The 24,323-nt window shown below is 73.7% G+C and carries 21 protein-coding genes; 11 read left to right on the top strand and 10 right to left on the bottom strand.

Annotated features, from left to right (window positions below; all coding sequences use genetic code 11):
- The 4 genes from DN069_RS02815 to cobC form a co-directional block, all read left to right on the top strand.
- The coding region (locus tag DN069_RS02815; protein WP_207892031.1) for a DUF362 domain-containing protein at window positions 1-269 on the top strand (269 nt) is incomplete at its 5' end.
- Complete coding sequence (locus DN069_RS02820; protein ID WP_111499177.1) at window positions 266-883, top strand: precorrin-8X methylmutase; 618 nt, start codon at window positions 266-268, stop codon at window positions 881-883. The genes DN069_RS02815 and DN069_RS02820, both read left to right, overlap by 4 nt.
- Window positions 880-1,800: a sirohydrochlorin chelatase gene (locus tag DN069_RS02825; RefSeq protein WP_111499179.1), complete on the top strand. Its 921-nt coding sequence runs from the start codon at window positions 880-882 to the stop codon at window positions 1,798-1,800. Before DN069_RS02820 ends, DN069_RS02825 begins: the two co-directional genes overlap by 4 nt.
- Window positions 1,790-2,845 (top strand): Rv2231c family histidinol phosphate aminotransferase CobC, encoded by a 1,056-nt coding sequence (gene cobC, locus DN069_RS02830; protein ID WP_111499180.1) that lies wholly within the window; start codon window positions 1,790-1,792, stop codon window positions 2,843-2,845. Before DN069_RS02825 ends, cobC begins: the two co-directional genes overlap by 11 nt.
- Before the next feature lie 17 nt (window positions 2,846-2,862).
- Here cobC and DN069_RS39800 read toward each other — a convergent pair whose 3' ends face one another.
- A complete protein-coding gene (locus DN069_RS39800) occupies window positions 2,863-3,909 on the bottom strand; it encodes an LAETG motif-containing sortase-dependent surface protein (protein WP_165845346.1) in 1,047 nt (348 codons plus the stop codon).
- A gap of 223 nt (window positions 3,910-4,132) precedes the next feature.
- On the opposite strand from DN069_RS39800, the gene DN069_RS02840 reads away from it, so the two are divergent.
- Window positions 4,133-4,903, top strand: a complete 771-nt coding sequence (locus tag DN069_RS02840) for an SDR family oxidoreductase (protein ID WP_207892032.1) — start codon at window positions 4,133-4,135, stop codon at window positions 4,901-4,903.
- Window positions 4,904-4,938: 35 nt separating this feature from the next.
- Here DN069_RS02840 and DN069_RS02845 read toward each other — a convergent pair whose 3' ends face one another.
- The 5 genes from DN069_RS02845 to DN069_RS02865 form a co-directional block, all read right to left on the bottom strand.
- Window positions 4,939-5,616 (bottom strand): uracil-DNA glycosylase, encoded by a 678-nt coding sequence (locus DN069_RS02845; protein ID WP_111499182.1) that lies wholly within the window; start codon window positions 5,614-5,616, stop codon window positions 4,939-4,941.
- 42 nt (window positions 5,617-5,658) lie between these two features.
- Window positions 5,659-8,508 carry an ATP-binding protein gene (locus DN069_RS02850; RefSeq protein WP_111499184.1) on the bottom strand — a complete coding sequence of 950 codons (2,850 nt, stop codon included), beginning with the start codon at window positions 8,506-8,508 and terminating at the stop codon, window positions 5,659-5,661.
- 156 nt (window positions 8,509-8,664) lie between these two features.
- A complete protein-coding gene (locus DN069_RS02855; protein WP_111499185.1) occupies window positions 8,665-9,750 on the bottom strand; it encodes an amidohydrolase family protein in 1,086 nt (361 codons plus the stop codon).
- Entirely contained in the window at window positions 9,747-12,296 is a 2,550-nt protein-coding gene (gene pepN / locus DN069_RS02860) for an aminopeptidase N (protein WP_111499186.1), read from the bottom strand. Before pepN ends, DN069_RS02855 begins: the two co-directional genes overlap by 4 nt.
- A gap of 268 nt (window positions 12,297-12,564) precedes the next feature.
- Window positions 12,565-14,055 carry an aldehyde dehydrogenase family protein gene (locus DN069_RS02865; protein ID WP_111499187.1) on the bottom strand — a complete coding sequence of 497 codons (1,491 nt, stop codon included), beginning with the start codon at window positions 14,053-14,055 and terminating at the stop codon, window positions 12,565-12,567.
- A gap of 302 nt (window positions 14,056-14,357) precedes the next feature.
- Here DN069_RS02865 and DN069_RS02870 point away from each other — a divergent pair, with 302 nt between their 5' ends.
- Window positions 14,358-14,930 carry a hypothetical protein gene (locus DN069_RS02870; protein WP_111499188.1) on the top strand — a complete coding sequence of 191 codons (573 nt, stop codon included), beginning with the start codon at window positions 14,358-14,360 and terminating at the stop codon, window positions 14,928-14,930.
- A gap of 43 nt (window positions 14,931-14,973) precedes the next feature.
- On the opposite strand, the gene DN069_RS02875 is transcribed toward DN069_RS02870, so the two are convergent.
- The gene (locus tag DN069_RS02875; protein ID WP_165845347.1) at window positions 14,974-15,291 is read right to left on the bottom strand and encodes a hypothetical protein; all 318 of its coding nucleotides are present in this window, start codon (window positions 15,289-15,291) and stop codon (window positions 14,974-14,976) included.
- Window positions 15,292-15,411: 120 nt separating this feature from the next.
- On the opposite strand from DN069_RS02875, the gene DN069_RS02880 reads away from it, so the two are divergent.
- The 3 genes from DN069_RS02880 to DN069_RS02890 all read left to right on the top strand — a co-directional run bounded on the left by DN069_RS02880 (window position 15,412) and on the right by DN069_RS02890 (window position 20,227).
- Complete coding sequence (locus tag DN069_RS02880; RefSeq protein WP_111499190.1) at window positions 15,412-15,612, top strand: hypothetical protein; 201 nt, start codon at window positions 15,412-15,414, stop codon at window positions 15,610-15,612.
- 147 nt (window positions 15,613-15,759) lie between these two features.
- Complete coding sequence (locus DN069_RS02885) at window positions 15,760-18,639, top strand: glycoside hydrolase family 2 protein (protein WP_111499191.1); 2,880 nt, start codon at window positions 15,760-15,762, stop codon at window positions 18,637-18,639.
- Between the two features lie 7 nt (window positions 18,640-18,646).
- Complete coding sequence (locus tag DN069_RS02890) at window positions 18,647-20,227, top strand: beta-N-acetylhexosaminidase (RefSeq protein WP_111499192.1); 1,581 nt, start codon at window positions 18,647-18,649, stop codon at window positions 20,225-20,227.
- A 217-nt stretch (window positions 20,228-20,444) separates the two neighbouring features.
- Here the strand turns inward: DN069_RS02890 and map are convergent, their stop codons facing one another.
- Window positions 20,445-21,212 (bottom strand): type I methionyl aminopeptidase, encoded by a 768-nt coding sequence (gene map / locus DN069_RS02895; protein WP_111499193.1) that lies wholly within the window; start codon window positions 21,210-21,212, stop codon window positions 20,445-20,447.
- A 103-nt stretch (window positions 21,213-21,315) separates the two neighbouring features.
- On the opposite strand from map, the gene DN069_RS02900 reads away from it, so the two are divergent.
- A complete protein-coding gene (locus tag DN069_RS02900) occupies window positions 21,316-21,642 on the top strand; it encodes a helix-turn-helix domain-containing protein (RefSeq protein WP_111499194.1) in 327 nt (108 codons plus the stop codon).
- A gap of 7 nt (window positions 21,643-21,649) precedes the next feature.
- On the opposite strand, the gene DN069_RS02905 is transcribed toward DN069_RS02900, so the two are convergent.
- A complete protein-coding gene (locus DN069_RS02905; protein ID WP_165845348.1) occupies window positions 21,650-22,633 on the bottom strand; it encodes a GlxA family transcriptional regulator in 984 nt (327 codons plus the stop codon).
- A 144-nt stretch (window positions 22,634-22,777) separates the two neighbouring features.
- On the opposite strand from DN069_RS02905, the gene DN069_RS02910 reads away from it, so the two are divergent.
- Window positions 22,778-23,368 (top strand): isochorismatase family protein, encoded by a 591-nt coding sequence (locus tag DN069_RS02910; RefSeq protein ID WP_111499195.1) that lies wholly within the window; start codon window positions 22,778-22,780, stop codon window positions 23,366-23,368.
- A gap of 19 nt (window positions 23,369-23,387) precedes the next feature.
- Here the strand turns inward: DN069_RS02910 and DN069_RS02915 are convergent, their stop codons facing one another.
- Window positions 23,388-24,296, bottom strand: a complete 909-nt coding sequence (locus tag DN069_RS02915; protein ID WP_133259812.1) for a hypothetical protein — start codon at window positions 24,294-24,296, stop codon at window positions 23,388-23,390.
- Window positions 24,297-24,323: the final 27 nt, after the last annotated feature.

A 24,323-nucleotide genomic window follows, 5' to 3' on the forward strand; every position in this document is an offset into this window, starting at 1 on the left:
CGGGGGCGCGCCCGGCGGGGCTGCCCGCCTCGGCCCAGACCGGTCCCAGCGCCGCCCCCGTCGCCGTCAGTTCCCGCTGCCAGGGGTGCGGGGCCTGCCTGTTGACCTGCCCCACCCACGCCATCCGCCCGCACGGCGACCCGCTGCTGGTCCTCGCGGACCGCTGCACGGGCTGCCTCGAGTGCCTGGACGTCTGCCCGGTCGACGCGATCGACCTGCTGTCCGTCGATCATCCCCACGTCGATCTCCACCAGGAGCACGCCTCATGAGCCGCCGTCAGATCCACCCGATCGAGGTGGAGTCGTACCGCCGCCTGCGGGCCCGGCACGACACCGCCCATCTCCTGCCGCTCACCCGCGCGGTGGCGGAGCGGATCGTCCACGCCAGCGCGGACCTGGGGTACTTCGACGACCTGGTGATCGCCGACGAGGCGGTGCTGCGTACCGCCGCCGGCGCCCTCGCCGCGGGCGCGCCGGTCGTCGCGGACGTGGAGATGGTGGCCGCCGGGATCACCGCGCGCGCGTCCGTCTGCCGGGTGCGCCAGGCCAAGGCCGATCCCGCCGCCGGGCTGACGCGTTCCGCCGCCGCGATCCGGATGGCTCTGGAGGAGGTCGGCCACGGCGCGGTCTGGGTGATCGGCTGCGCGCCGACCGCGTTGGAGGAGCTGCTCGTCCTCGACGCCCGCCCGGCGCTGGTGATCGGCCTGCCGGTCGGCTTCGTCGGCGCGGCCGAGTCCAAGGCGGCGCTGCGCGCATCAGGCCTGCCCGGCGTGAGCAACATCTCCGAGAAGGGCGGCTCCGCCGTCGCCGCGGCGGCTCTCAACGCCCTGCTCTATCCGGACCTGTACGACAACCTTCATGCGAACTCCGAGGAGAACCTGTGACCTCCCAAGCCCCCGCTCTGCTGCTCGTCGGCCACGGCACCCGCGACGAGGACGGCGCGGAGGCCTTCCGCGAGTTCGTCGAGATCCTGAAGACCCGGCTGCCGGAGACCCCCGTCGGCGGCGGCTTCATCGAGCTGTCCCCGCCGCCGCTGGCCGACGCCGTCGCCGAGCTGGTCGCGCAGGGCGCCCAGCGCTTCGCCGCGGTGCCGCTGGTGCTGGTCTCCGCCGGGCACGCCAAGGGCGACATCCCCGCCGCGCTGGTCCGCGAGCGCGAGCGCCACGCGGGCACCAGCTTCACCTACGGTCGCCCGCTCGGCCCGCACCCCTCCCTGCTCACGGTGCTGGAGCGCCGCCTCGACGAGGTCGTGACCGCGGAGGAGCGCGCGGAGACCACCGTCCTGCTCGTCGGCCGCGGCTCCACCGACCCCGACGCCAACGCCGAAGTCGCCAAGGTGGCCCGGCTGTTCTGGGAGGGACGTGGGCTCGCGGGGGTCGAGACGGCCTTCGTCTCGCTCGCCGCGCCCAACGTGCCGGACGGCTTGACGCGCTGTCAGCTACTGGGCGCCAAGCGGATCGTGGTGCTGCCGTACTTCCTGTTCACTGGCATCCTGCCGGACCGCGTCGCCGAGCAGGCGCGCGAGTGGGCGGCGACGCACCCGGACGTGGACGTGCGGCAGGCGGGCGTGCTGGGCGCGACCGAGGAACTGGCCGAGCTGGTCCTGGAGCGCTACCGCGAGACCCAACAGGGCGACCTGCGGATGAACTGCGACACCTGCGTCTACCGCATCGCCATGCCGGGCTTCGAAGCCAAGGTCGGCGCGCCCCAGCGCCCGCACCACCACCCGGACGACCCGGCCCACGACCACGGGCACGGCCACCACGGTCACCACCACCACGACCACAGCCATGCCCACTGACGACAGGCACGACCGGCACGCCGGTCACGACCTGCTGCGCCACCACGGCGACAGCGAGGTCGGCGGCGGCCTGGTTGACCTCGCGGTCAACGTCCGCACGGCCACGCCCCCGGCATGGCTGCGCACGGTCCTCGCCGAGAGCCTCGGCGGCCTGGCCGCGTACCCCGACGGCGCCGCCGCGCGGGCGGCGGTCGCCGCACGGCACGGCCGCCCGCCCGAGGAAGTGCTGCTCACGTCCGGCGCGGCGGAGGCCTTCGTGCTGCTCGCACGGGCTCTGCGCCCCCGCCACGCCGTCGTGGTGCACCCGCAGTTCACCGAGCCCGAGGCCGCGTTGCGCGACGCCGGGCACCCGGTGGACCGCCTGGTGCTTCCCCCGGAGGCCGGGTTCCGGCTCGACCCTTCGGCGCTCCCCTCCGATGCCGATCTGGTCGTGGTCGGAAACCCCACCAACCCCACCTCCGTCCTGCACCCGGCCGGAACTCTGGCCGGGCTGACCCGCGCGGACCGCGTCCTGGTGGTGGACGAGGCCTTCGCGGACACCGTGCCCGGCGAGACCGAGAGCCTCGCCGGTCGCCGCGACCTGCCGGGGCTGGTCGTGCTGCGCAGCCTCACCAAGACCTGGGGCCTGGCCGGGCTGCGCGTCGGCTACGTGCTGGCCCCGGCAGAACTGATCGCGCGGCTGGAGGCGGCGCAACCGCTGTGGCCGGTCTCCTCCCCCGCGCTCGCCGCCGCGATCGCGACGTCCGCGCCGGCCGCGCTGGCCGAGGCCGAGGCCGCGGCGCGGACCACCGCCGCGGACCGCGCCCATCTGCTGGCCCGGCTCGCCGAGTTCCCCTCCGTCCGAGTCCACGGCGAGCCCGCGAGCTCCTTCGTCCTCGTCGAACTCCCCGGCGCCGACAAGGTCCGCCTCCGCCTCCGCGAAGCCGGCTTCGCGGTCCGCCGAGGCGACACCTTCCCGGGCCTCGGCCCCAACTGGCTCCGCCTCGCGGTCCGTGACCGCCCCACCACGGACGCCTTCTGCGCGGCGCTGGCGCGCGTCCTGTAGGCCCGCGCGCCAGCGCGTCAGCCGCGGCGGCGACGGCGGGCCAGGGCGAGAACGGCGCCGCCCGCGCCGAGGATGACCACGGCGGCGCCGGCGATGAGCGGAGTGGAACTGCTGCTGCCGGTCTCGGCGAGGTGCGTCGAACCGTCCGGCACGGCCGGCTGGCCGGAGACGGCCGCGACCGGGCTCGGGTGCGCACCCGAGCCGCCGGAACCGCCGTTGCCGCCGCCCGTCACACCACCGTTCGAGCCGCCACCGGTCAGGCCCTGCGACGGGCCGGCCGACGGCGAACCGCCACCCGTCGCCCCACCGTTGGAGCCACCACCGTTGTCGCCGCCGCCGGTCGAACCGCCTCCGCTGCCCGAACCCTTGGTGCAGGAGACATCCGCCAGCACGATCTTCCCGTGCACCGTCGCGACGTTGAGCGCGAGCGGGTTCACACCCACGTCCAGCTCGATCGCGGTCGCCGCCGCCGAGTCGGAGGTCGTGGAGTGCTGGGAGAGCTTCAGGTCGACCTCGCCCAGCGCCGGGACCGGCACCCGGGTCACACCGACCGCGCTGAGACGCACATGCAGGCCGAGGACGGTGACCTCGCCCAGCGCCGCCGCGGTGGCCGTCGGCGCGCCGTCGACCGGGCAGTCGGCCTCGGCGGTGACGGCGTGCAGGCCGAGCAGCTCCGTCAGCGGCAGGCCGGGCACGTGCAGGTGCGCGTCAGCGAGGGTGACGGAGGCGTGCGAACCGCGCGCGTCGACCGTGGCGTCGGTCTGACCGACCTGCGCGAACAGCAGGTTGACGGGGCGGTCGTGCTCGACCCCGCTGCCGACGACGGCGGTCAGCGCGGCGCCGCTGCGGGACGCGGGCGCGGAGATCTTGTTGAGCGAGACGTCGACCGGGAGGTCGACCGCGCTGAGCAGGCGGACGTCGAGGGCGACCTCCGCGGTGGTGGCGGACGCGGTGCCCGTCCCGGTCGTCGCGTGCGCGGGTTCGGCCACCCCCACCAACGAGACGGCGGCGAGCGCGCCGGACAGCGCGAAGGGCATGGCGAAGCGACGACGACGGGACAGCACGGAGTAACCCCCACCTGGGAACACCTGGGAACGTACGCGCACACTGGGAACGAGCGGGCGACGCACGGAATCGGACGCCGCTCATTCTTACGAACCGTGCGTCACCACGTCAGCACACGCTGTCAGTTCACTCTTAAGGGTGATAGTTGCCCAGGATTACCACCCGACACAGCCGTTAGCGTGGGGCTCCCATCACGCATCACGCGAACTTCCAGGAGCAGTTGTGAGTGATCTCTTCTCCGTCGCCGGCCGGACGGCCCTGGTCACCGGCGGAACCAGGGGCATCGGCCTGATGATCGCCCGCGGCCTGGTCCAGGCCGGCGCCAAGGTCTACGTCAGCTCCCGCAAGGCGGAGGCCTGCGAGGCCGCCGCGGCCGAGCTGAAGCAGTACGGCGAGGCCCTGGCCCTGCCGGCGGACGTCTCCCAGGAGTCGGAGATCGCCCGCGTCGCCGAGGAGCTCGCGGGCCGCGAGCCGCGGCTCGACATCCTGGTCAACAACGCCGGCGCCACCTGGGGCGCGCCGCTGGACGAGTTCCCGGCGAGCGGCTGGGACAAGGTGATGGACCTCAACCTGCGCAGCCCGTTCCTGCTCACCCAGGCCCTGCTGCCGCTGCTGCGCGCCGCGGGCACCGCGGACTCCCCGGCCCGGATCCTCAACGTCGGCTCCATCGACGGCCTGCACGTCAGCCCCCTGCCGACCTACTCCTACGCCGCGAGCAAGGCGGGCCTGCACCACCTCACCCGCGTCCTCGCCAAGGAGCTCGGCCCGCAGCACATCACCGTCAACGCGATCGCCCCGGGCCCGTTCGAATCGAAGATGATGGCCGCCACCCTCGCCGCGGTCGGCGACCAGATCGCCGCACACGCCCCACTGCGCCGCATCGGCCGCCCCGACGACATGACCGGCGTCGCCGTCTACCTCTGCAGCCGGGCAGGCTCCTACGTCACCGGCGCGGTCATCCCCGTCGACGGCGGCATCGGCACCACGGTGTGACCCGATGCCCGCTCGGGCAGGCGAAGCGCACCGCCTTACGGCAGGCGCCAGTCGACGGACTCGGCGCCCTGCCTGGTCAGCAGGTCGTTGGCGCGGCTGAAGGGGCGGGAGCCGAAGAAGCCGTAGTCGGCCGAGTACGGGCTGGGGTGGGAGGACTCGATGCAGGGGACGTCGCCCAGCAGCGGCTTGAGGCCGCGGGCGTCCTTGCCCCAGAGGATGGCGACCATCGGGGTGCGGCGGGCGACGAGGCCGCGGATGGCCTGGTCGGTGACGGCCTCCCAGCCCTTGCCGCTGTGGGCGCGGGGCTTGCGCGGGGAGGTGGTCAGCACCCTGTTCAGCAGCAGCACGCCCTGGCGGGTCCACGGCGTGAGGTCGCCGTTCGTCGGCGCGGGGAGCTGCAGGTCGCGCTGGTACTCGGTGAAGATGTTCACCAGGCTGCCCGGCAGCGGCCGCACCTCCGGCGCGACCGAGAAGGAGAGCCCGACGGCGTGCCCCGGGGTCGGGTACGGGTCCTGGCCGACGATCAGGACGCGCACGTCCGCCAGCGGCTGCTGGAACGCGCGCAGCACGTTCGCGCCCGCGGGCAGGTAGCCACGGCCGGCGGTGTTCTCGGCGCGGAGGAAGTCCCCCATCGAGGCGACCTGCCCCGCCACGGGGGCGAGCGCCTCGGCCCAACCGGATTCGACGATCTCTTGCAAAGGACGTGCTGCCACGCCGAAAGCGTAGCCGCCCGCGCCGACAGCCGATGACCGCCCCTATGCGTCGAGATGTGAACGCGCGGTGCGGGCCAGGGCGTCCGCCGAGCAGGAGTCGGCTGCCTCGGCCGCCGCGCGGAAGGCGGGGGTGGCGTCGCCGCCCGTGCCTGCGAGGGAAAGGGCCAACTGGTGCAACGCACGGGCGCGTTCGTAGGGTGCGTGGGCACGCTCCAGCAACTGGACCGCGAGCCGGAGGCGGTCCAGCCGGGCCTGCGGGTCCGGGGCGACGTCCGCCGCCGCGCGCAGCGCCGTCCCGATCGCGGAGAGGGTGCCGTAGCGCTCGGCCCGCTCCAGCTGGTCCACGGCCAACTCCCGGGCCCGGTCCAGGTCGCCGAGGCCCGCGCAGGCCGCGAGGAGGGAGCGCTGCCAGCCGCACCAGCCCGGGTTGCGCATCCCGCGCGCGTCCAACCGGGTGCCGGCCTGGGTGAGTTCCGCCTCCGCGTCGACGAACTCGCCCAGTTCGAGCAGGAGGACGCCGCGGACGGTCTGCGCGTCCGGGAAGACCACGGCGTTGGAGTACGGCGCCCGGAAGCGGTAGCGGTCGGCCAGCGACCGCGCCTCCTCGGTCGCGCCTCGCGCGGCCAGCACCGCGATCAGGGTGCCGACGGCGTACCAGTGCACGGGCGTACCCTCGCCGACGCGGTTGGCCAGCTCCAGCCCGTACCGGGCCTCCTTCTCCGCCTCCGCCAGATCGCCCGTGCGGTAGTGGACGTAACCGAGGATGGTGTGCCCGAAGGAGAGGTGCGCGCCACGCCAGCCGGCTCGCTCGTACTCCTCGATGCCCTGGGCGAACAGCTCCAGCGCCCGCTCCGGCCGGTCCCCGTACATGTACGTGAGCGCGACGAGCACCGGCACCTCGAAGCCCCACTCGGGGTGCGCCCAGCGCAGCTCCCCCTCCAGGGCGCGGTCGCTGTAGTGCAGCGCGAGATCGACCGGCTCGCCGCGCACGGTCGCGTCCCAGGCGCGCAGGCCGAGGACGTAGCGGGCGGCGATGGAGCGGTCGCCCTCGACGTCGAGGCGCTCGGCCAGGTCCGCGAGGCGCTTGGAGCGCTCTTCGGAGCCCTGCTCGAAGGCGTCGAAGGCACCCCACATGAACTGCCACACCTGCATCTTGAGCCGCACGCCCTCGTCGTCGGCGCGCAGCACCTCCTCCGCCATGGTCTCCGCGGCCTCGGCGAGGTTGTTGCTGTGGGCGAGCGACTGCGCGAGCCGGACGCTGATCTCCTCGCGCAGGGACGCCGGGATGACCGGCTGTCGGAGCGCCGTGCGCAGCTGTTCCGCGGTGGCGGCCGGGTCGTAGAGCAGGGTCGAGCAACCGAGCTCGAACAGGACCTGCGCCCGCTCGGCCACGGGCGGCGGCTCGTCGACCGCGCGGGCCAGACAGCGCTGCGCGGTCTCCGGTGCGCCCGACTGCATGAACAACTGGGCCGCCACACGCAGTTGGTCGACGACGCGGGGGTTGCCGCCCGGCGGCACCTCCAGCCAGTGGCGCGCCGCGACCATCGGGCTGCGCCCAGACTCCAGCACGGCGTGCGCCGAGCGGGCGTGCAGGTCGGTGCGCTCCTGCTCGGGGATGCTGCGGTAGACCGAGGTGGCGATCAACGGGTGGACGAACTCCAGGATCTGTCGGCCCGTCAGCACGCGTTCGTGGCGCAGCCGCTCCGCCGCGGCGTCAGCCTCCGCCGGGCCCAGGCCGGCGACCTGGGCCGCCTGCTCGACCGGTGTCGCGATACCGAGCACGGCGACCGCGCGGGCCAGCCGCACCGGCCCCGACCCGAGCCGCCGCAGCCGGGCGATGAGCCCGCTCCCCGTGTTCTCGGCGGCCAGCTCGCGCAGCCGGATCCAGGAGTCCTCACCCGGCATGATCCCGCGCTCACGCGCCAGGGCCACCAACTGCACCGTCTCGAACGGGTTCCCGCCGGTCAGCGCCCAGACCTCACGCGCGAACGCACCCATGGCGTCGGCGTCCTGGGCGAAGTCCCAGGCCTCCTCCTCACCCGCTGCGCCCTCCGCGTCCCGCGCGTGATCGGCGGAGGAGCCGGCACGCCGGTCAGCGCCGGGGGCGGGGGCGGCAGCGGCCGCGCCCTCCGCGGTGAGCCCGCTCGCACGGGCGGCCTCGGACCCCGTCGCGGGATCCGCCGCCAGGCCGGCCGCGAGGTCGGCGGCACGGGCAGCAGCCGACTCGGCATCAGGGGCGTGGTAGAGCGCGCGCACCAGCGCGTCCACGGCCTCGGGTGTCAGCGCGGACAGACCCAGCGGGGTGACCCCGTTGTCGCCGGCCATGCCGCGGAACGCGTCTGCCCAGTCCGGCAGTTCGTCCGGCCGGTAGGCGACGACGAGCAGGACCGGCAGGTCGGCGACCCGGCCGGCGAAGCCCGCCAGCCAGGCGAGCGACTCGGCGTCGGCCCAGTGCGCGTCGTCCACCACCAGCACCAACGGGCCGCGGGCGAAGGCGAGGTTGGTGACGACCCAGTCCAGGCCGTCCCGCACACCCTGCGGGTCCGGCGCGGCGCCGGCGCTCGGCGCGACGCCCAACGCCGAGCCGACGATGGCGTTCCAACCGCCGAGCAGCGCCTGCCGCTCCTCCTCGCCCACGCTCTCCAGCAGCGGGCCCAGCAGCCCGCGCGCCACGGTGAACGCGGAGCCCTGCTCCTGCTCGCCGCCTCGGGAGGAGAGCACCAGCAGCTCCTCGTCGGCCGCGGCGTCCCGCGCGGCGGCGAGCACGCTGGTCTTGCCCAGCCCCGCCGCACCGGTCACCACGACCAGCGCGCCCGCGCGCTCCTCGCGCAACGTCGTGACCGCGGCGCGCACGGCGTCGAGTTCGTGTTCCCGTTCGAGCAGACCCTGCACGCCGGCCTCCTAGCTTTCGCGTTCGAGCCTAGACCCGTGGGCTGCGCGGTGGCGCGAACTTGCCAGACCTCGCGGCGGGCAACTCGGCCGGTGGACAGGCATGTACCAGCCAAGACGCGTCACGACGACCGGCCGTGCCACGCCCGCCCCGTGCCCTCACAGTGCCAGCACCCGTCCGTTCAGGACGATCTGCTGCGGGGCCGCGAGCACCCTGACGTCCGCGCGCGGGTCCGCCTCGTAGACGACGAAGTCCGCCTGCGCGCCCTCGTCCAAGCCGGGGCGGCCCAGCCAGGAACGGGCGCCCCAGGTCGTCGCCGAGAGCGCCGCGACGGGCGGCAGGCCCGCCCGGACCAGCTCGGCGACCTCCTCGGCGATCAGCCCGTGCGGGAGCGAACCACCCGCGTCGGTGCCGGTGTAGATCGGGATGCCCGCGTCGTACGCCGCCGCGACCGTCTCGTAGCGGCGCGCGTGCAGCGCGCGCATGCGGCGCGCGTACGCGGGGAACTTGGCCTCGCCGGCCGCCGCGTGCTCGGGGAAGCCGGCGATGTTGACCAGTGTCGGGACGATGGCGACGCCGCGCTCGGCGAAGAGCGGGATGGTGTCCTCGGTCAGACCGGTGGCGTGCTCGACGCAGTCGATGCCCGCCTCGACGAGGTCGCGCAACGAGTCCTCGCCGAAGACGTGCGCGGTGACGCGCGCGCCCTCCTCGTGCGCGGCCGCCATCGCGGCCTCCAGCGCCTCGCGCGGCCAGCAGGCGCCGAGATCGCCCAGGTCGCGGTCGATCCAGTCGCCGACGAGCTTGACCCACCCGTCACTGCGCCGCGCCTCCTGGCGGACGTACTCGACCAGCGCGTCCGGCTCGATCTCGTGGGCGTAGTTGCGGATGTAGCGGCGGGTGCGGGCGATGTGGCGGCCCGCCCGGACTATCTTCGGCAGGTCCTCGCGCTCGTCGACCCAGCGGGTGTCGGCCGCGGAGCCGGCGTCGCGCAGCAGCAGCACGCCGGCGTCCCGCTCGGTCAGGGCCTGCTTCTCGCTGGTGGCCTGGTCGACGGCGCCGTGGGCGTCGAGGCCGACGTGGCAGTGCGCATCGGTGAGCCCCGGCAGCACCCAGCCGCGGACGGTCCGCACCTCGCCGCCGAGGGGCGCGGTCCAGCTGATCCGGCCGTCGATCACCCACAGTTCGTCACGGACGTCCTCGGGTCCGACCAGGACCCGCCCGGTCACGTGCAGCACCTCGCTCATCGCTCCCCCTCCTGCTCCACGTCCACCGAGCTCACCAGCGTGCGGCCGCGCACCGCGCGGCGGAGGTCGTCCAGACGGTCCGTCAGCCCGCGTCGCAGCGCCACGCTCAGGTCCTCGCGGACGAGTTCGCGCTCTCCCGCGGCCAGCACGTCCGGCGTGGCCGCGTAGGCGGGGAATCCGCCGCCGGAGGTCAGCTGGCGGGCGACGGCCGCACCACGCTGCTCCGCCGCGGCGCTCGCCGCCGGGAAGAAGCGTTCCGGCAGGCCGAGTTCGTCGAGCAGCTCGTACTGCTCCGGCTGCCAGACGCCGTCGATCGTGGCCGCGAGCAGGTAGTTGGACAACTCGCCACCGAACACGGCCCCCCAGGCGGCACGTTTGGCGTCGCGGTCCGGGCGCGCCGCACGGCAGCGGGCGGCGCCCTCCGCACTGGTCGCGCTCGGGTCGCGCTCCGCCTCCGCGGCGATCTCCGCCTCACCGGCCGCACCGAGCACGCACAGCCGCAGCAGCAGCTGCCAGCGCAGCGCCGGGTCCAGCTCGGGGCCACCGGGGACCGCGCCCTCGGCCAGCCACTCCCCCAGCTCGGTCTGCTCCACCGGCGTGAACGCGGCGTCGATCAGGCCGCGGACGGCCACCAGCCGCAGACCTGCCGCCTCCGCGTCGCCCTCGGTGCGGCGCAGCAGCGCCCGGCAGACCTCGCCGATGCGGGCCAGCGCACGCGGGCGCTCCTCCGGCGGCAGGTACTGGTCCACGACGACCCGGCGTGCGAACGCCAGCACGTCCTGCACCAGATGGACCGAGGACTCGCCGGGCAGGTGGGCGGCGACCAGCTCGACGTACTCGTCGGCGGGCAGCTCACCGTCGCGGACCAGGTCGCGGGCGCTGTTCCAGATCACCACCCGGGTCAGCTCGTCCGGGATCCGGCCCAGCGACTCGCTGACGAGGGACCAGGAGCGTTCGTCCAGGCGGATCTTGGCGAAGGCCAGATCGGTGTCGTCCGGCACGAGCAGCTCCGTGGGTGGCTCCGGCAGCGGCACCTCCTTGCCGTCCGCCAGCTCCACCGGCGTTCGCTGACGCAGCGTCAAGGTGCCGTTGGGCAGCCGGTCGTAGCCGCCGAGCGTGATCCGGTGCGGCCGGACCACCCCGTCCGCCGAGGTCTGGCGCAGCACGCCGTCGACGGCGCGCAGGGTGTCCAGGCCGGTCGTGCGCAGCCAGAGTTCGGCCCAGGCGTGGACGTCGCGCTCGCCGGTGACGGCCAGGGACTGCAGCAGGTCGTCCAGCGTCGCGTTGCCGAACGCGTGCGCCTCGAAGTGGCGGTTGACGCCCTCGAAGAAGGCCTCGTCACCGAGCCAGGCGACCAGCTGCCGCAGCGCGGCCGCGCCCTTGGCGTAGGAGATGCCGTCGAAGTTCTGCAGCGCCGCGGCGGTGTCGGCGACCCCCTCCGGGGCGACGGGGTGCGTGGAGGGGCGCTGGTCGGCGTCGCGTCCCCACGCCTTGGTCGCGGCGAAGCCGGTCCAGGCGCCGCGGAAGCGGGTGGCCTCGGCGATCACCCGGAAGCCCAGGTACTCGGCGAAGGACTCGTTCAGCCACAGGTCGTCCCACCAGCGCATGGTGACCAGGTCGCCGAACCACATGTGCGCCATCTCGTGCGCGACGACGATCGCGCGGTGCTCGCGCTCGGTGTCGGGCACGGCGGAGCGGAAGAGGAAGGTGTCGCGCAACGTGACGCAGCCGGGGTTCTCCATCGCGCCGACGTTGAACTCCGGCACGAAGCACTGGTCGTAGCCGGCGAACGGGTACCGCTGCCGGAACAGCGCGTGGTAGGCGTCGAAGCACTGCCGGGTGACGGCGAGCAGCTCCTCTGCGTCGGCGTCCAGGTAGGGCGCGAGCGAGCGGCGGCAGTGCAGGCCCAGCGGGATGCCGTCGTGCACGGACCGCACCGAGTGCAGCGGCCCGGCCACGACGCTGACCAGGTAGCTGCTGATGGGCGCGGTGGGCGCGAAACGCGTCACGGCCGCGTCCTCACGGCCGGGCACCGGCTCGCGCTCGCCGACCGCGTCGGCGTTCGCGACCACCGTCCACTCGGCCGGCGCGGTCACGCTGACCTGGTAGGCCGCCTTCAGGTCCGGTTGGTCGAAGGAGGCGAAGATCCGCGGGCCCTCGTCCAGGAAGGCCTGGGTGTAGACGTAGACCTCGCCGTCGGCCGGGTCGACGTAGCGGTGCATGCCCTCGCCGGTGCGCGAGTAGGCCATGTCCGCCTCGACCAGCAGCTCGTTGTCGGCCGCCAGCCCCTCCAGCGGGAACCGCCCGTCGGCCAGCGCTCCCGGGTCCAGCTCCCGCCCGTTCAGCACCACCCGCCGCAGCGCTGCGGGCTTGACGTCCACGAACGTCTCCGCCCCGGGCGTTCGGCAGTTGAAAGCGATCACCGTGACCGACCGGAACACCTCGGCTCCGACGGTCAGGTCGACGTCCACGGACACGGCGCGGACGTCGAGCAGCCGTCGACGTCCCTCCGCTTCGGCGCGAGTGAGGGCAGACATGGGGATCATGCTATTCCCGGCCACGCCGGAACAGGGATCAGGCGTGCGCGACATCGGGTTGGCTTCGGCGTACACACAAGCTGACCTGCAGGAACGCCGACGCGGGGAGCGCTGGGGCGGCCACGAGCCGCGCACCGCGCAGACCCAGGGAGCCGCCCCGCGCACCACCCGCGATGACCAGCCCCGTCACTCGGCCCTGTGCGAACGCGGGCGCGGCGGAGTCCGTGGCGTGAGCGGGCCCGCGCCACCTTCGCGCCCGGTCAGCCTCCGCGTCCGGTCAGCGCGGCAGGAGTTCCTCCGGGACGGTCTGGAAGGAGACCGGGCGGAGCCAGCGCTCCACGGCCGTCGCGCCGACGGAGGTGGACGTGGAGGTGGAGGCCGGGTAGGGGCCACCGTGGTGCATGGCGTCGGCGACGGCGACGCCGGTGGGCCAGCCGCCGAAGAGGACGCGTCCGGCGAAGCGGGCCAGGGCGGCCAGGCGGGCGGTGGCGTCCGGGTCGGTGGCAGGTGTGTGCAGGGTCGCGGTGAGGCAGCCGTCGAGGCGGGCCAGGACCGCGTCGGCCTCGGCCGCGTCGGCGTAGCGGACCAGGACCGTGGCCGGTCCGAAGCACTCCTCCAGCAGGGCCTCGTGGGAACCGCGCAGGGCCGCGCGCGCCGGGACGCTCAGCACGCCGGCGCGGACGGCCTGCGGGGCGTCGGGCGTCGCGGCCGGACCGGCCGGGGCGAGGGTCTGCACGTCCGCGAGCCCGGCCCGCCGGGCGAAGCCCGTCAGGAACGCGTCGCGCATCCGCGCGTCCAGCAGCACCCCGGCCGGGGCCTGCGCGGTGGCGTCGGCCAGCGCCTTCTCGAACGCGTCCCCGGCCGCCCCGGCGGGCACCAGGACGAGGCCGGGCTTGGTGCAGAACTGGCCCATGCCCAGCGTGAACGACCCGGCCAGCCCCCGCGCGAGCTCCTCGCCCGCCCCCGGCGCGGCGAGCCCGGCCCCGGTGACCAGGACCGGGTTGACGCTGCCGAGCTCGCCGTGGAACGGGATCGGCCGGGGGCGGGTGGCCGCCAGGTCGAAGAGCGCGCGACCGCCGCGCGGCGATCCGGTGAAGCCGACGCCGGCCACCAACGGGTGCCGGACCAGCTCCGGCCCCGCCTCGAAGCCGTGCACCAGCCCGATCGTCCCCTCCGGCAGGCCCACCTCGCGCGCGGCGTCCCGCAGAGCCGCCACCGCGCGCTCGGAGGTCTCCGGGTGGTCGGGGTGGGCCTTGACCACCACCGGGCAGCCGGCGGCCAGCGCGCTCGCGGTGTCCCCGCCGGGGACGCTGAAGGCGAAGGGGAAGTTGCTCGCCGCGAAGACCCCCACCACGCCGAGCGGCACCTTGACCCGGTACAGGTCCGGTCGCGGCGGCGCCAGCGCCGGGTCCGCGCTGTCGCGGCGCACGTCGAGGAAGCCGCCCGGCCCGGCCGCGTCGTCGACCAGGCCGGCGAAGTAGCGCAGTTGGAAGACGGTCCGGGCCAGCTCACCGGTGAGCCGCGGCGCGCCGAGCGCGGTCTCCGCGTCGGCCGCGGCGACCAGCTCGGGACCGGCGGCGTGCAGGCGCTCGGCGGCCGCGCGAAGCAGCGCGGCACGGCGCGCGCGATCAGCGAGCGCCGGGAGCGCCGCGTGCGCGGCCCGGACCGCCGCGTCCACGGCGGCGGGCCCGGAGACCACCGCGACCGGCTCGTTCCCCCGCCGCTCACCCGTGCGAGGGTCCACACTCCACACCGACTCAGCACCCACGATCGTGTCTCCTGCCGCTCGTATGCAATGTCACATGACTCACGATCCCGACCCGACTCTAATCCGTCGGCACGGACGCTGTCAGTGGGCCCCGCTAGACCGGATCACGCAGCACCACGCTCCGTCGCGCACCACCACACGCCCGACCGCACCGACCGCACCGACCGCCCGGGGTCGCCATGAACGCCCACACTCCCCCGCAGCCGCCACCGATCCCACACCCGCACCCACACCCGAACCCCCGACCCTGCGCGCGGCATCTCTCGCTCGCGGACCTGCGCCACCGCGGGTGGTCGCCCAGCATGGTCCCCAAGCTGCTGGGCGCGCCCGATCTGACGGTGCGCAACCCGCGCTTCCGCGGTGCCGCGCCGTCCCGCCTCTACTCCGCCGCGCGCGTCGAGGCGGCCGAGGCCACCGACGCCTTCGCCGCGCTGGCGGGCGCGGCGTCCCGGCGCGCCGCCTGCTCACGAGCCGCCTCGGAACGCCGACGCCGCGCGGTGCTGGCCGAGGTCGAGGGCCTGTGCATCCGGGTGCCCCGGCTCGCACCCGAGTGCCTCACCCGCCGCGCGGTCGCCCACCGCAACCAGCGCGACGCCCAACGCGCCTGCCGCCGCGGCGACCATCGCCCGCTCCCCGCCCGCGTCGACGCCGCCGAGCCCGGCGCGCTGCGCCGCTGGCAGGTCAACTACCTGCGCCACGCCCTCACCGACTACGACGCCGTCCTCGACGGCCTGCACGGCAGCACCGGCCGCGCCGAGGCGGAACAGCTGCTGCGCCGCCGCGTCTACGAGGCCATCGGCACGGCCTACCCCCATCTCGTGACGGAGTGCCGCCGCCAACTGAACGAACGTCAGCCCCCACCGCGTGCGGGCTGAGATCCAGGGGTCCCCGGCACGGAGCGAGCGCGGGCGGCGGACGTCAGTCGCCGAGGTGCGTCCAGAGCTCGGGCCGCAGGCCCAGCTCCCGCAGCCACGCGTGCAGGTGTGGCGTGATCTCCTCACCGCGGCGCACCAGCTCCGCCGTCAGGTCGCCCTCGGCGGGCACCGCGAGTGCGTCCCGCAGGGCGGGGACCTGGTCGGCGGGGAGGGTCACCACGTACTCGTACTCGGGCAGCCCGGGACGCAGGATCTGCGCCTCGAAGACGAGGGCGCCGTCCGCACGCAGCATCGCATCCACGTACCACCCCGCAGGCGCCGGCAGCCCCACCCGCCGCGCGTCGCCCGTTCCACCACTCACATGTCCTGTCTCCACGCACCGATCGGATCACGAGGGGCCGAGCGGAGACAAACACATGGGCTGCCCCTAGGAGGTTTAACTCGCAGGCGCGTTGTCAGTCCGGCCCGATAGATTTCTCCCATGCTGAACGCGCACGTCCTGACGCCGCTCTCGCCCGCAGAGCTGGCCAACTCCCGTATCCGCGCCCTTGTCTCGGGCGCCCGCGGTCGCGCGCTCACGCCCTCCGAGCGCGAGCGCTACGCGCTGCTCCTCGACGCCTACCTCTCCGCGCGCAGCGCGGAGAGCCGGGCGCACGCCCAGGAGATAGCCGCCGCGGCCTGACCGTCCTCACCAGTCGCCGTCGGCCCCGGCGCCCCCCAGAGGGAGACCAGCCCCGTCTCCCCCCGCACTTCCCGCCTTCGCGCCTCTTGTCCTCTCCACGCACCAAAGTTAAGTTATTTAACTTAACAAGAGAGGAGAAGCGCCCCCATGGCCTCATCCCGTGCCCCACGCACCGCCCTGATCGCCGCAGCGGCCTGCCTCGCCGCCGTCTCCCTCACCGCCCCCACCACCGTCTCCCACGCCGACGCGCCCACCGCGGCGCCCCAACTCACCGCCGCAGCCAGCACTTTCGCCGATCCCCCGACCGGGTCCAGCGCCGTCAGCAACCTCGGTGCCACCGCCGGCTGGAAGGTGCTCACCTCCGCCACGGCCACACAGGGCGGAGCCGCCATCTCCACCCCCGGCTTCAGCACCACCGGCTGGCTCTCCGTCGCCAACGACGGCGGGGGCGCGCCGGGGACCGAGGTCAACGCCCTGCTGCAGAACGGCTCCTGCCCGAACGTCTTCGTCTCCACCAACATGAAGACCTGCTTCGGTCAGATGACCAAGGTCGGCGCGGAGGGCATCGCCCAGTTCTCCGTGCCCTGGTGGTACCGGACCGACTTCGCCGCGCCGCCCGCCGGCCAGGACGCCAAGCTGGTCCTCAACGGTGTCGTCGGCCAGGCCGACGTGTGGGTCAACGGCACCGAGGTCGCCACCTCCTCGACGATCAGCGGGGACTACGCCCGCAACGTCTTCGACGTGACGGGCCTGCTCCACGCAGGCGGCACCAACTCCGTGGCCATCGAGGTCCATCCGAACAACCCGACCTCGATGCTGACGCTCGACAACGTCGACTGGACGCAGATCCCGCCGGACAACAACACCGGCATCCAGTTCCCGGTCCAACTTCAGGCCGGCGGACCGCTGGTGGTCGGGGACGCGCACGTCGACCAGAACACCGCGGCGAACCTCTCCAGCTCCGCGCTCACCGTCAAGGCCGTCGTCACCAACACCAGCGCCACCGCGCAGACCGGCACGGTCAGTGCGACGATCACTCCGCCCGGCACCGGCGGCACGCCGATCACGGTCAGCCAGAGCGTCACCGTTCCGGCGAGCAGCACACAGACGGTCAGCTTCGCACCGACCGTGTTCCCCTCGCTCGCCATCGCCTCGCCGCAGATCTGGTGGCCCTACCAGCTCGGCGGGCAGCCGCTCTACACGCTCGCGACCTCCGTCGCGCAAGGCAGCACGACGCTGAACTCGACCAGCGAGACCTTCGGCATCCGCACCGTCACCTCCTACCTGACCGGCGCCGGGACCATGGCGCCGAGCGGCGTGCGCGCGTTCAAAATCAACAACGTGCCGCTGGTGATCCGCGGCGGCGGCTGGGATCCGGATCTCTTCCTGCGCTACGACCCGGCCGACACCGCCAAGCAGATCGGGCTGTTCAAGGCGATGGGCGTCAACACCATCCGCTTGGAGGGCCACCTGATGCCCCCGGACTGGTACCAGCAGATGGACGCCGCCGGCATCCTCGTCAACGCCGGCTACCAGTGCTGCGACTTCTGGGAGACGACCAGCTACACCGCCGCCCAACAGGCCGACTACCAGCTCATCGCCCAGTCGCTGGGCCAGGTGCTGCGCAACCACCCCTCCGTCTTCAGCTTCCAGTGGAGCGACAACGCGCCCACCGCGACGCAGGAGACGCTCGCCCTGAACGGCTTCGCCGCCGCCGACTACGGCGGCCCGTTCGTCTCCTCCGCCGAGTACAACTCCAGCCCGCAGCTGGGCGTCTCCGGCGAGAAGGAGGGCCCGTACGACTGGGTGCCGCCGAACTACTGGTACGACACCAGCCACTACCCCAGCGGGGACTCCACCCTCACCAACGCGGGCGGCAGTTGGGGCTACGACAGCGAGCAGAGCGGCGGCAACACCATCCCGACGCTCGACTCGATCAACCGCTTCCTCTCCGCCTCCGACCAGAGCGCGCTCTGGCAGAACCCCAGCGCGAACCAGTACCACGACAACTACGAGGGCACCCGCCACACCGGCTACCACTTCGGCACCAACTACAACCTCGACACGGCCGTCACCGACCGCTACGGCGCGCCCACCAGCCTCGCCCAGTACGTCGAGGAGGCGCAGATCCAGAACTACGAGGACACCCGCGCCCAGTTCGAGGCCTTCGTCGACCACTCCACCAACGCCGTCCAGCCCTCCACCGGCACGATCTACTGGCAGCTCAACAAGGGCTGGCCGACGCTGCTCTGGTCGCTGTGGAACAACGACGGCGACCAGGCCGGGGCCTTCTTCGGCGCGCAGAAGGCCAACCGGCCGCTGCACGCCCTCTACGCGCTCGACAACGACACCGTCACCGTGGACAACCTCGGCGGCGGCGCGCAGAGTGGACTGACCGTCGAGGCGAAGGTCTACGACACGGCCGGGAACGTGCTGGACGACCAGACCAGCGGCACGCTCTCCCTCGCCTCGCAGCAGGTGCAGAACAAGGTGCTCACGCCGAAGCTCCCGACGGCCGCCGGCACCGTGTACTTCGTCGAACTGCTGCTGCGTCAGAACGGAGTCCTGGTGGACCGCAACGTCTACTGGAACAACACCACGACCGACGCCGTCAACTGGACCAAGACCATCGGTCAGCCGCAGGCGTCCATGAACTCCTACGCCAACCTGACCGCGCTGCGCGGCCTCGCGCCCGCGACGGTCTCCGTCAGCGCCACCACCAGCAGCCAGGCCGGCCCGAACGGGTCGGACAAGTTGGTCACCGTCACCGTCACGAACACCTCGGAGACCCCCGCGGTCGGCTTCTTCCTCCGCGCGGACCTGCGGCGCGGCACGGCGAGCGGCACGGAGCTGCCGGGCGACAACGAGCTGCAGTCCTCCATCTGGAGCGACAACGACGTCACCCTGTGGCCGGGCGAGTCGGAGACGCTCACCGCGAGCTACAACTCCGCGGACCTGCAGGGCGCCACGCCGGTCGTCAGCCTCTCCGGCTCGAACGTGGCCAAGACCGACACGGTCGCGGGGTGATCACCGCATGAAGCGGCTCAGCCCGCGCCGACTGCTCGTCGTGGTGCTGACCGCCCTCGGTCTGGTCTGCGCCGGCCTCAGTGCCGGCGCGGGCCGGGCCGCCGCGGCGAGCACCTTCCCCAACGTGGTCGTACCCGCCCCGGTCAGCGAGACCGCCGACGGCACGACCTTCACGCTGCCCGCCAACGCCACCCTCAGCTCCGACGACGCGAACACCGGCGGCTACCTGGCCGGCGTCCTGCGGGCGTCCACCGGCTACGTGCTCCCGCTCACCGTGGGCGCGACCAGCCCCGGCACGATCGCCCTCTCACTGACCGGCGCTCCGGCGACCGTCGGCGCCGAGGGCTACCAACTCACCGTCAGCACCAGCGGTGTGCTGATCCAGGCCCAGCAGGCGGCCGGGCTCTTCCACGGGGTGCAGACGCTGCTGCAGCTGCTGCCCGGCGCGGTGATGAGCCCCGGCGTCCAGCCGGGCCCGTGGACGGTGCCCGGCGGCACGATCCTCGACTACCCGCGCTTCGGCTACCGCGGCGCGATGCTCGACATCGCCCGCCACTTCTTCAGCGTCGCCCAGGTCGAGCGCTACATCGACGAGTTGGCGCTGTACAAGGTCAACTACCTGCATCTGCACCTGAGTGACGACCAGGGCTGGCGGATCGCCGTCAACAGCTGGCCCAACCTGGCCACCTACGGCGGCAGCACGGAGGTCGGCGGCGGAGCGGGCGGCTACTGGACCCAGGCCGACTACTCGGCGGTCGTCGCCTACGCGGCGTCCCGCTACCTGACCGTGGTCCCGGAGATCGACATGCCGGGCCACACCAACGCGGCCCTGGCCTCCTACGCCCAGCTCAACTGCAGCGGCACGGCCCCGGCCCTCTACACCGGCACCAATGTGGGCTTCAGCTCGCTGTGCGTGTCGCTGCCGCTCACGTACACCTTCGTCGACCAGGTGCTCGGCGAGATCGCCGCGCTGACACCCGGCCCCTACCTGCACATCGGCGGCGACGAGGCCAGCTCCACCCCGGCCTCGGACTACTCGACCTTCATCGGCAAGGCCGAGCAGATCGTCGCCGCCCACGGCAAGTCGGTGATGGGCTGGCACGACATCACCAACGCGGGCACGCCGCCCGCCGGCGCGCAGGCCCAGTTCTGGGGCACCACGACCAGCGCGCCCACCGTCGCCGCCGCGGCGGCGAACGGCACCAAGGTGGTGATGTCCCCGGCCAACCACGCCTACCTGGACATGAAGTACAACCGCAAGACCAGGCTGGGCCAGACCTGGGCCGGCCTCGTCGACGTGAACACCGCCTACGGCTGGGACCCGGGCAACTACCTCACCGGCGTCACCGGCTCCGAAGTCGCGGGCGTGGAGGGCCCGCTGTGGACGGAGACGATCGTCACCTCCGCCGACATCGAGTACATGGCGTTCCCACGCCTGCCCGCGCTTGCGGAGCTGGGCTGGTCCCCGTGGTCCACGCACGACCAGACGGCCTTCGACGCGCGCCTCGGCGCGCAGGGGCCACGCTGGAAGGCCATGGGGGTGAACTACTACCACTCCACGCAGATCACCTGGCCGGCCGGCTCCTGAGCCAGACCGCCCGGCGGTGTCCACGCCGGCCACGTGGACACCGCCGGTGATCCTCCGTCAGGCCGCGCCCGAGCGGGACCGCGACGGGCGGCGAGGCCGGGCCAGGAGGTCGGCCCCGGCTGTGGCGGGCGCTGCCGGCGCTCTGGCTGCTGAGCGTCGCCTGTTTCGTCGTCCTGCTGTCTGTGCGGTAGCGCCCGCGGCGTCCGGCGGAGCGGTCTCAGTCGAGCCGGGTCAGCACCCGGGGGCCGTCCTCGGTGACGGCGATGGTGTGCTCGGAGTGCGCGCCGCGCGAGCCGTCGGCGAAGCGCAGCGTCCAGCCGTCGTCGTCGACGCGCAGTTCGTCCGAGCTGGCCGACCACCAGGGTTCGAGCGCGAGCGTCATGCCGGGGCGGAGGATCATGCCCCGCCCCGGACGGCCCGCGTTGGGGACGTGCGGGTCCTCGTGCATGGTGCGACCCAGGCCGTGGCCGCCGAACTGCACGTTGACCGGGTAGCCGTGGGCGCGGGCGACGGCGCCGATCGCCGCCGACACGTCCCCGATCCGCGCGCCCGGGACGGCCGCGGCGATACCGGCGTCGAGCGCGGCCCGGGTGGACTCGACGAGCCGCGTGTCCGTCGCGCGGGCGGTGCCCACCACGACCGTGCGCGCGGAGTCGGCGACCCAGCCGTCGACGGACACGGCGAAGTCGAGACTCAGCACGTCCCCGTCGCGCAGCACGTAGTCGTGCGGAAGGCCGTGCAGCACCGCGTCGTTGACCGACAGGCAGATGACGTTGCGGAACGGCCCGCGGCCGAAGGAGGGGGCGTAGTCCCAGTAGCAGGACACCGCGCCGCGTTCCTCGACCCGCCGACGCGCCCGGCGCTCCAGGTCGAGCAGGTTGACGCCCGGCCGGGCCAGGTCCGCCAGCTCCGTCAGCGTCTCGGCGACGAAACGGCCCGTGACCGCCATCTTGTCGATCGCCTGGGCGCTCTTCAGCTCGATCACCGGGTCTCCTCTTCGGGTCTTCGCACGCCGCCGGTATTTAAATACCTGTGCTGCGACGGAGCGTAGCACAGCTCGGTACTTTAATACCGACTACGATGGGGGCATGGTCCGCATCCCCCTCACACCGGAGCAGGTCGAAGCAGGCCGGCGGCTCGGCGCCCTGCTGCGCGAGGCCCGCGCCGGTCGCGATCCGGAGTTGATCGCCCGTACCGCGGGCATCTCGCCGGAGACGCTGCGCAAGATCGAAGCCGGCCGGATGCCCAGCCCCGGCTTCGGCACGATCGTTGGCCTCTGCGAGGCCCTGCAGCTCCCCGTCCAGACGGCCGCCCGGATCTGGCTCGGCGCCGCCGACCAGCAGTCCGCCCAGGCCGGACACGCCGGACACGCCGCACACACCGCGCCGGCCGTGGCCGAACAGCTCGCCGGATAGCGCCCGCTCACCCCCGCACGCGCCGCCGGTAGTCGGTCGGGGTCGTGCCGAGCCGGCGCCGGAACGCCCGGATCAGGGTGTCGGCCGTGCCGAACCCGCAGGCCGCGGCCACCCGGTCCAGGGTGTCGTCGCCGGACTCCAGCCGGTCGCGGGCCGCCTCCACCCGGACGGACTCCACATACGCCGCCGGCGTCGCGCCGAGCTCCGTCTTGAAGATCCGGGTCAACTGGCGTTCGCTGACGCTCGCCCGGCGGGCCAGGTCCGCGATGGTCAGCGGGGCGTCCAGGTTCCGCAGGATGTGGTGCCGCAACTCGTCGACGCGGCGTGTGACGGCCACCGGCTCGGTCGGCACGCTGAACTGGCTCTGCCCGCCCGGGCGCTTCAGGTACATCACCAGCTGCCGGGCCACCCGCAGCGCCATCGCCTCGCCGAAGTCCTCCGCGACCAGCGCGAGCGACAGGTCCAGGCACGCGGTGATCCCCGCTCCCGTCCACACCCGGCCGTCCTTGACGAAGATCGGGTCGGCGTCCACGCGCACCGCGGGGAAGTCGGCGGCGAGCTGCGCGGCCGTGGACCAGTGCGTGGTGGCGCGCTTGCCGTCCAGCAGGCCGGCCGCCGCCAGCAGGTGCGCGCCGACGCACACCGAGGCGACGCGACGCGAACGAGCCGCCAACTCCCGCACGGCGGCGACCACCTCGGGGGTGGTGACGGCGTGCACCCGCCGGTCCTCGTCCATCCGCACGGACCCCGGCACGATGAGCGTGTCGATCCGCCGCTCCACCGCCTGACGGAACGTCACGTCCGGCACGACACGCACCCCGGCGGCGGTGCGCACCGCATCGGGCGTGCGCGCCGCCAGCTCGACCCGGTATCCCGAGGCGTCCGGGGTCTCCCGCCGGAGCAGCGAGAAGACCTCCGGCGGGCCGGTGACGTCGAGCAGGTCGACTCCGTCGAACAGCATGATGACGATGCGTCGTGCGACCGCTCCCACCTGCGCGTCTCCCCCGTCCATGACGCCGGAGCGCGCCCTTCGGTGTCCGGATCTGCAGGTCGGACGACATGGCCGCGGGCTCCGGCGCGATCGTAGCGTGAGTCGTGCACGACCCCGTGAACCCCGAACGAGAGGGCGCCTCCCGTGGCGACGACGACCCTGCGCGAGCTCAACGGCTTCGACCAGGAGCCGGCCCGACTGGCCGACTCCACGCTGATCCTGATCGACTACCAGAACACCTACACGCGAGGCGTGATGGAGCTGGAGGGCTGGAAGGAGGCGCTCGACGCGGGCACCGACCTGCTGGCCCGCGCCCGCGCCGCCGGAGCGCACGTGATCCACGTCGTCAACGACGGCGGCCCGGGCACCCCGTACGACATCCGCGACGAGATCGGTCGGATCCACCCCGCGGTCGCGCCGCGCGAGGGCGAGCGCACGGTCGTGAAGACCAGGCCGGACGCGTTCCTCGACACCGAGCTGGGCGAGCTGCTCGACGCCGCCGGTCAGCGCAGGCTGGTCGTCGCCGGGTTCATGACCCACATGTGCGTCGCCTTCACCGCCCAGGGCGCGTTCCTGCGCGGCCACCACGCCACCGTCGTCGCGGACGCGTGCGCGACCCGCGCGCTCGCCACTCCGGCGGGCGAGGTGCCCGCGCGGCAACTGCACCGCGCCGCGCTGGCCACGGTCGCAGACCTGTACGGCGTGGTGGTGGCCACGGGCTCGTCCCTCGGCTGAGCGACGAGCGGGCCGCGGGTCACGCCAGCTGGCGGCCGGTCACGTAGCCCTGCAGTGGCACCGTCGGGTGCAGCCGCACCACGTCGACGGAGCCGTCGCCCGGGAGCGGGAGGACCAGCTTCCCGTCGGCGGCCGCCACCGGGTGCTCCACCGGCGCGCCCCACGCCCCGCCCGTCCGCATCGAGACGGCGACGCTGCCGTCCGCGCCGCCCTGCGGGATCACGCACAGCCACAGCGGACCGTTGCGGGCCCCACCGACCGGCGCGTCCGTCGTGCCCGCGGGCTCGACCGGCACGTCCGTGTCGGCGCCCGCAGGGATCGGCGGCAGATACGCGAGCACCGTCTCCTCCGCATAGGCCGCCGCGGGCGGCGGCACCGGGAGCGGGCTCCAGCGCCACGACACCACGGCCCGCCCGCCGCGCGGATCGGCCGGGTCCGCCGTCGGCGGGCAGACCCCGTCCGGGAAGCGCGGCGCGAGATACCCGGTGACGTACGGATCCCGACGGGCGCGCTGGTGCGACCAGACGCCGTTGCCCTGCCCGTTGTCGGTGGCCCCGGCCTGGATCGAGTTGCCGCCCTTGGTGTAGACCGTGTCGGCGTCGAAGCCCGTCACGATCTCGGTGTGCACGTCCCCGCCGAAGATCGTCAGCGCGCCGATCGACGGGTACTCCGACCACTGCCCGTGCGCCTGCGCCCAGGACATCAACTCGGCCACGGCGGCGGTCTTCGGGACGATCGCGTCCATGCCCACGTCGTGGAACATGCACCACTCGAAGATCGCGCACCACGGCACGCCGTTCCACCCGTACTCGGCGCCGAACTGCGTGATGTTGTCCCACCCGGTGCCGGGCACCCAGTGCTCGTAGATCTTCTCCGGGATCGACTCGACGTGGTCGACGAAGCGCCTCCAGTCCGGCGGGTTCGTCATCATGGTCTCCCGTCAGCGTGCTGCTCG

This window comes from Streptacidiphilus pinicola (assembly GCF_003258295.1).
Lineage (GTDB): Bacteria > Actinomycetota > Actinomycetes > Streptomycetales > Streptomycetaceae > Streptacidiphilus > Streptacidiphilus pinicola.

Coding starts and splice junctions, on each gene's coding strand:
- DN069_RS02885 (WP_111499191.1), top strand. CDS start 15,760: ATGGCCTCATCCCGTGCCCCACGCACCGCCCTGATCGCCGCAGCGGCC.
- DN069_RS02900 (WP_111499194.1), top strand. CDS start 21,316: ATGGTCCGCATCCCCCTCACACCGGAGCAGGTCGAAGCAGGCCGGCGG.
- DN069_RS02870 (WP_111499188.1), top strand. CDS start 14,358: ATGGTCCCCAAGCTGCTGGGCGCGCCCGATCTGACGGTGCGCAACCCG.
- DN069_RS02880 (WP_111499190.1), top strand. CDS start 15,412: ATGCTGAACGCGCACGTCCTGACGCCGCTCTCGCCCGCAGAGCTGGCC.
- DN069_RS02820 (WP_111499177.1), top strand. CDS start 266: ATGAGCCGCCGTCAGATCCACCCGATCGAGGTGGAGTCGTACCGCCGC.
- DN069_RS02890 (WP_111499192.1), top strand. CDS start 18,647: ATGAAGCGGCTCAGCCCGCGCCGACTGCTCGTCGTGGTGCTGACCGCC.
- DN069_RS02855 (WP_111499185.1), bottom strand. CDS start 9,750: ATGAGCGAGGTGCTGCACGTGACCGGGCGGGTCCTGGTCGGACCCGAG.
- cobC (WP_111499180.1), top strand. CDS start 1,790: ATGCCCACTGACGACAGGCACGACCGGCACGCCGGTCACGACCTGCTG.
- pepN (WP_111499186.1), bottom strand. CDS start 12,296: ATGATCCCCATGTCTGCCCTCACTCGCGCCGAAGCGGAGGGACGTCGA.
- DN069_RS02915 (WP_133259812.1), bottom strand. CDS start 24,296: ATGACGAACCCGCCGGACTGGAGGCGCTTCGTCGACCACGTCGAGTCG.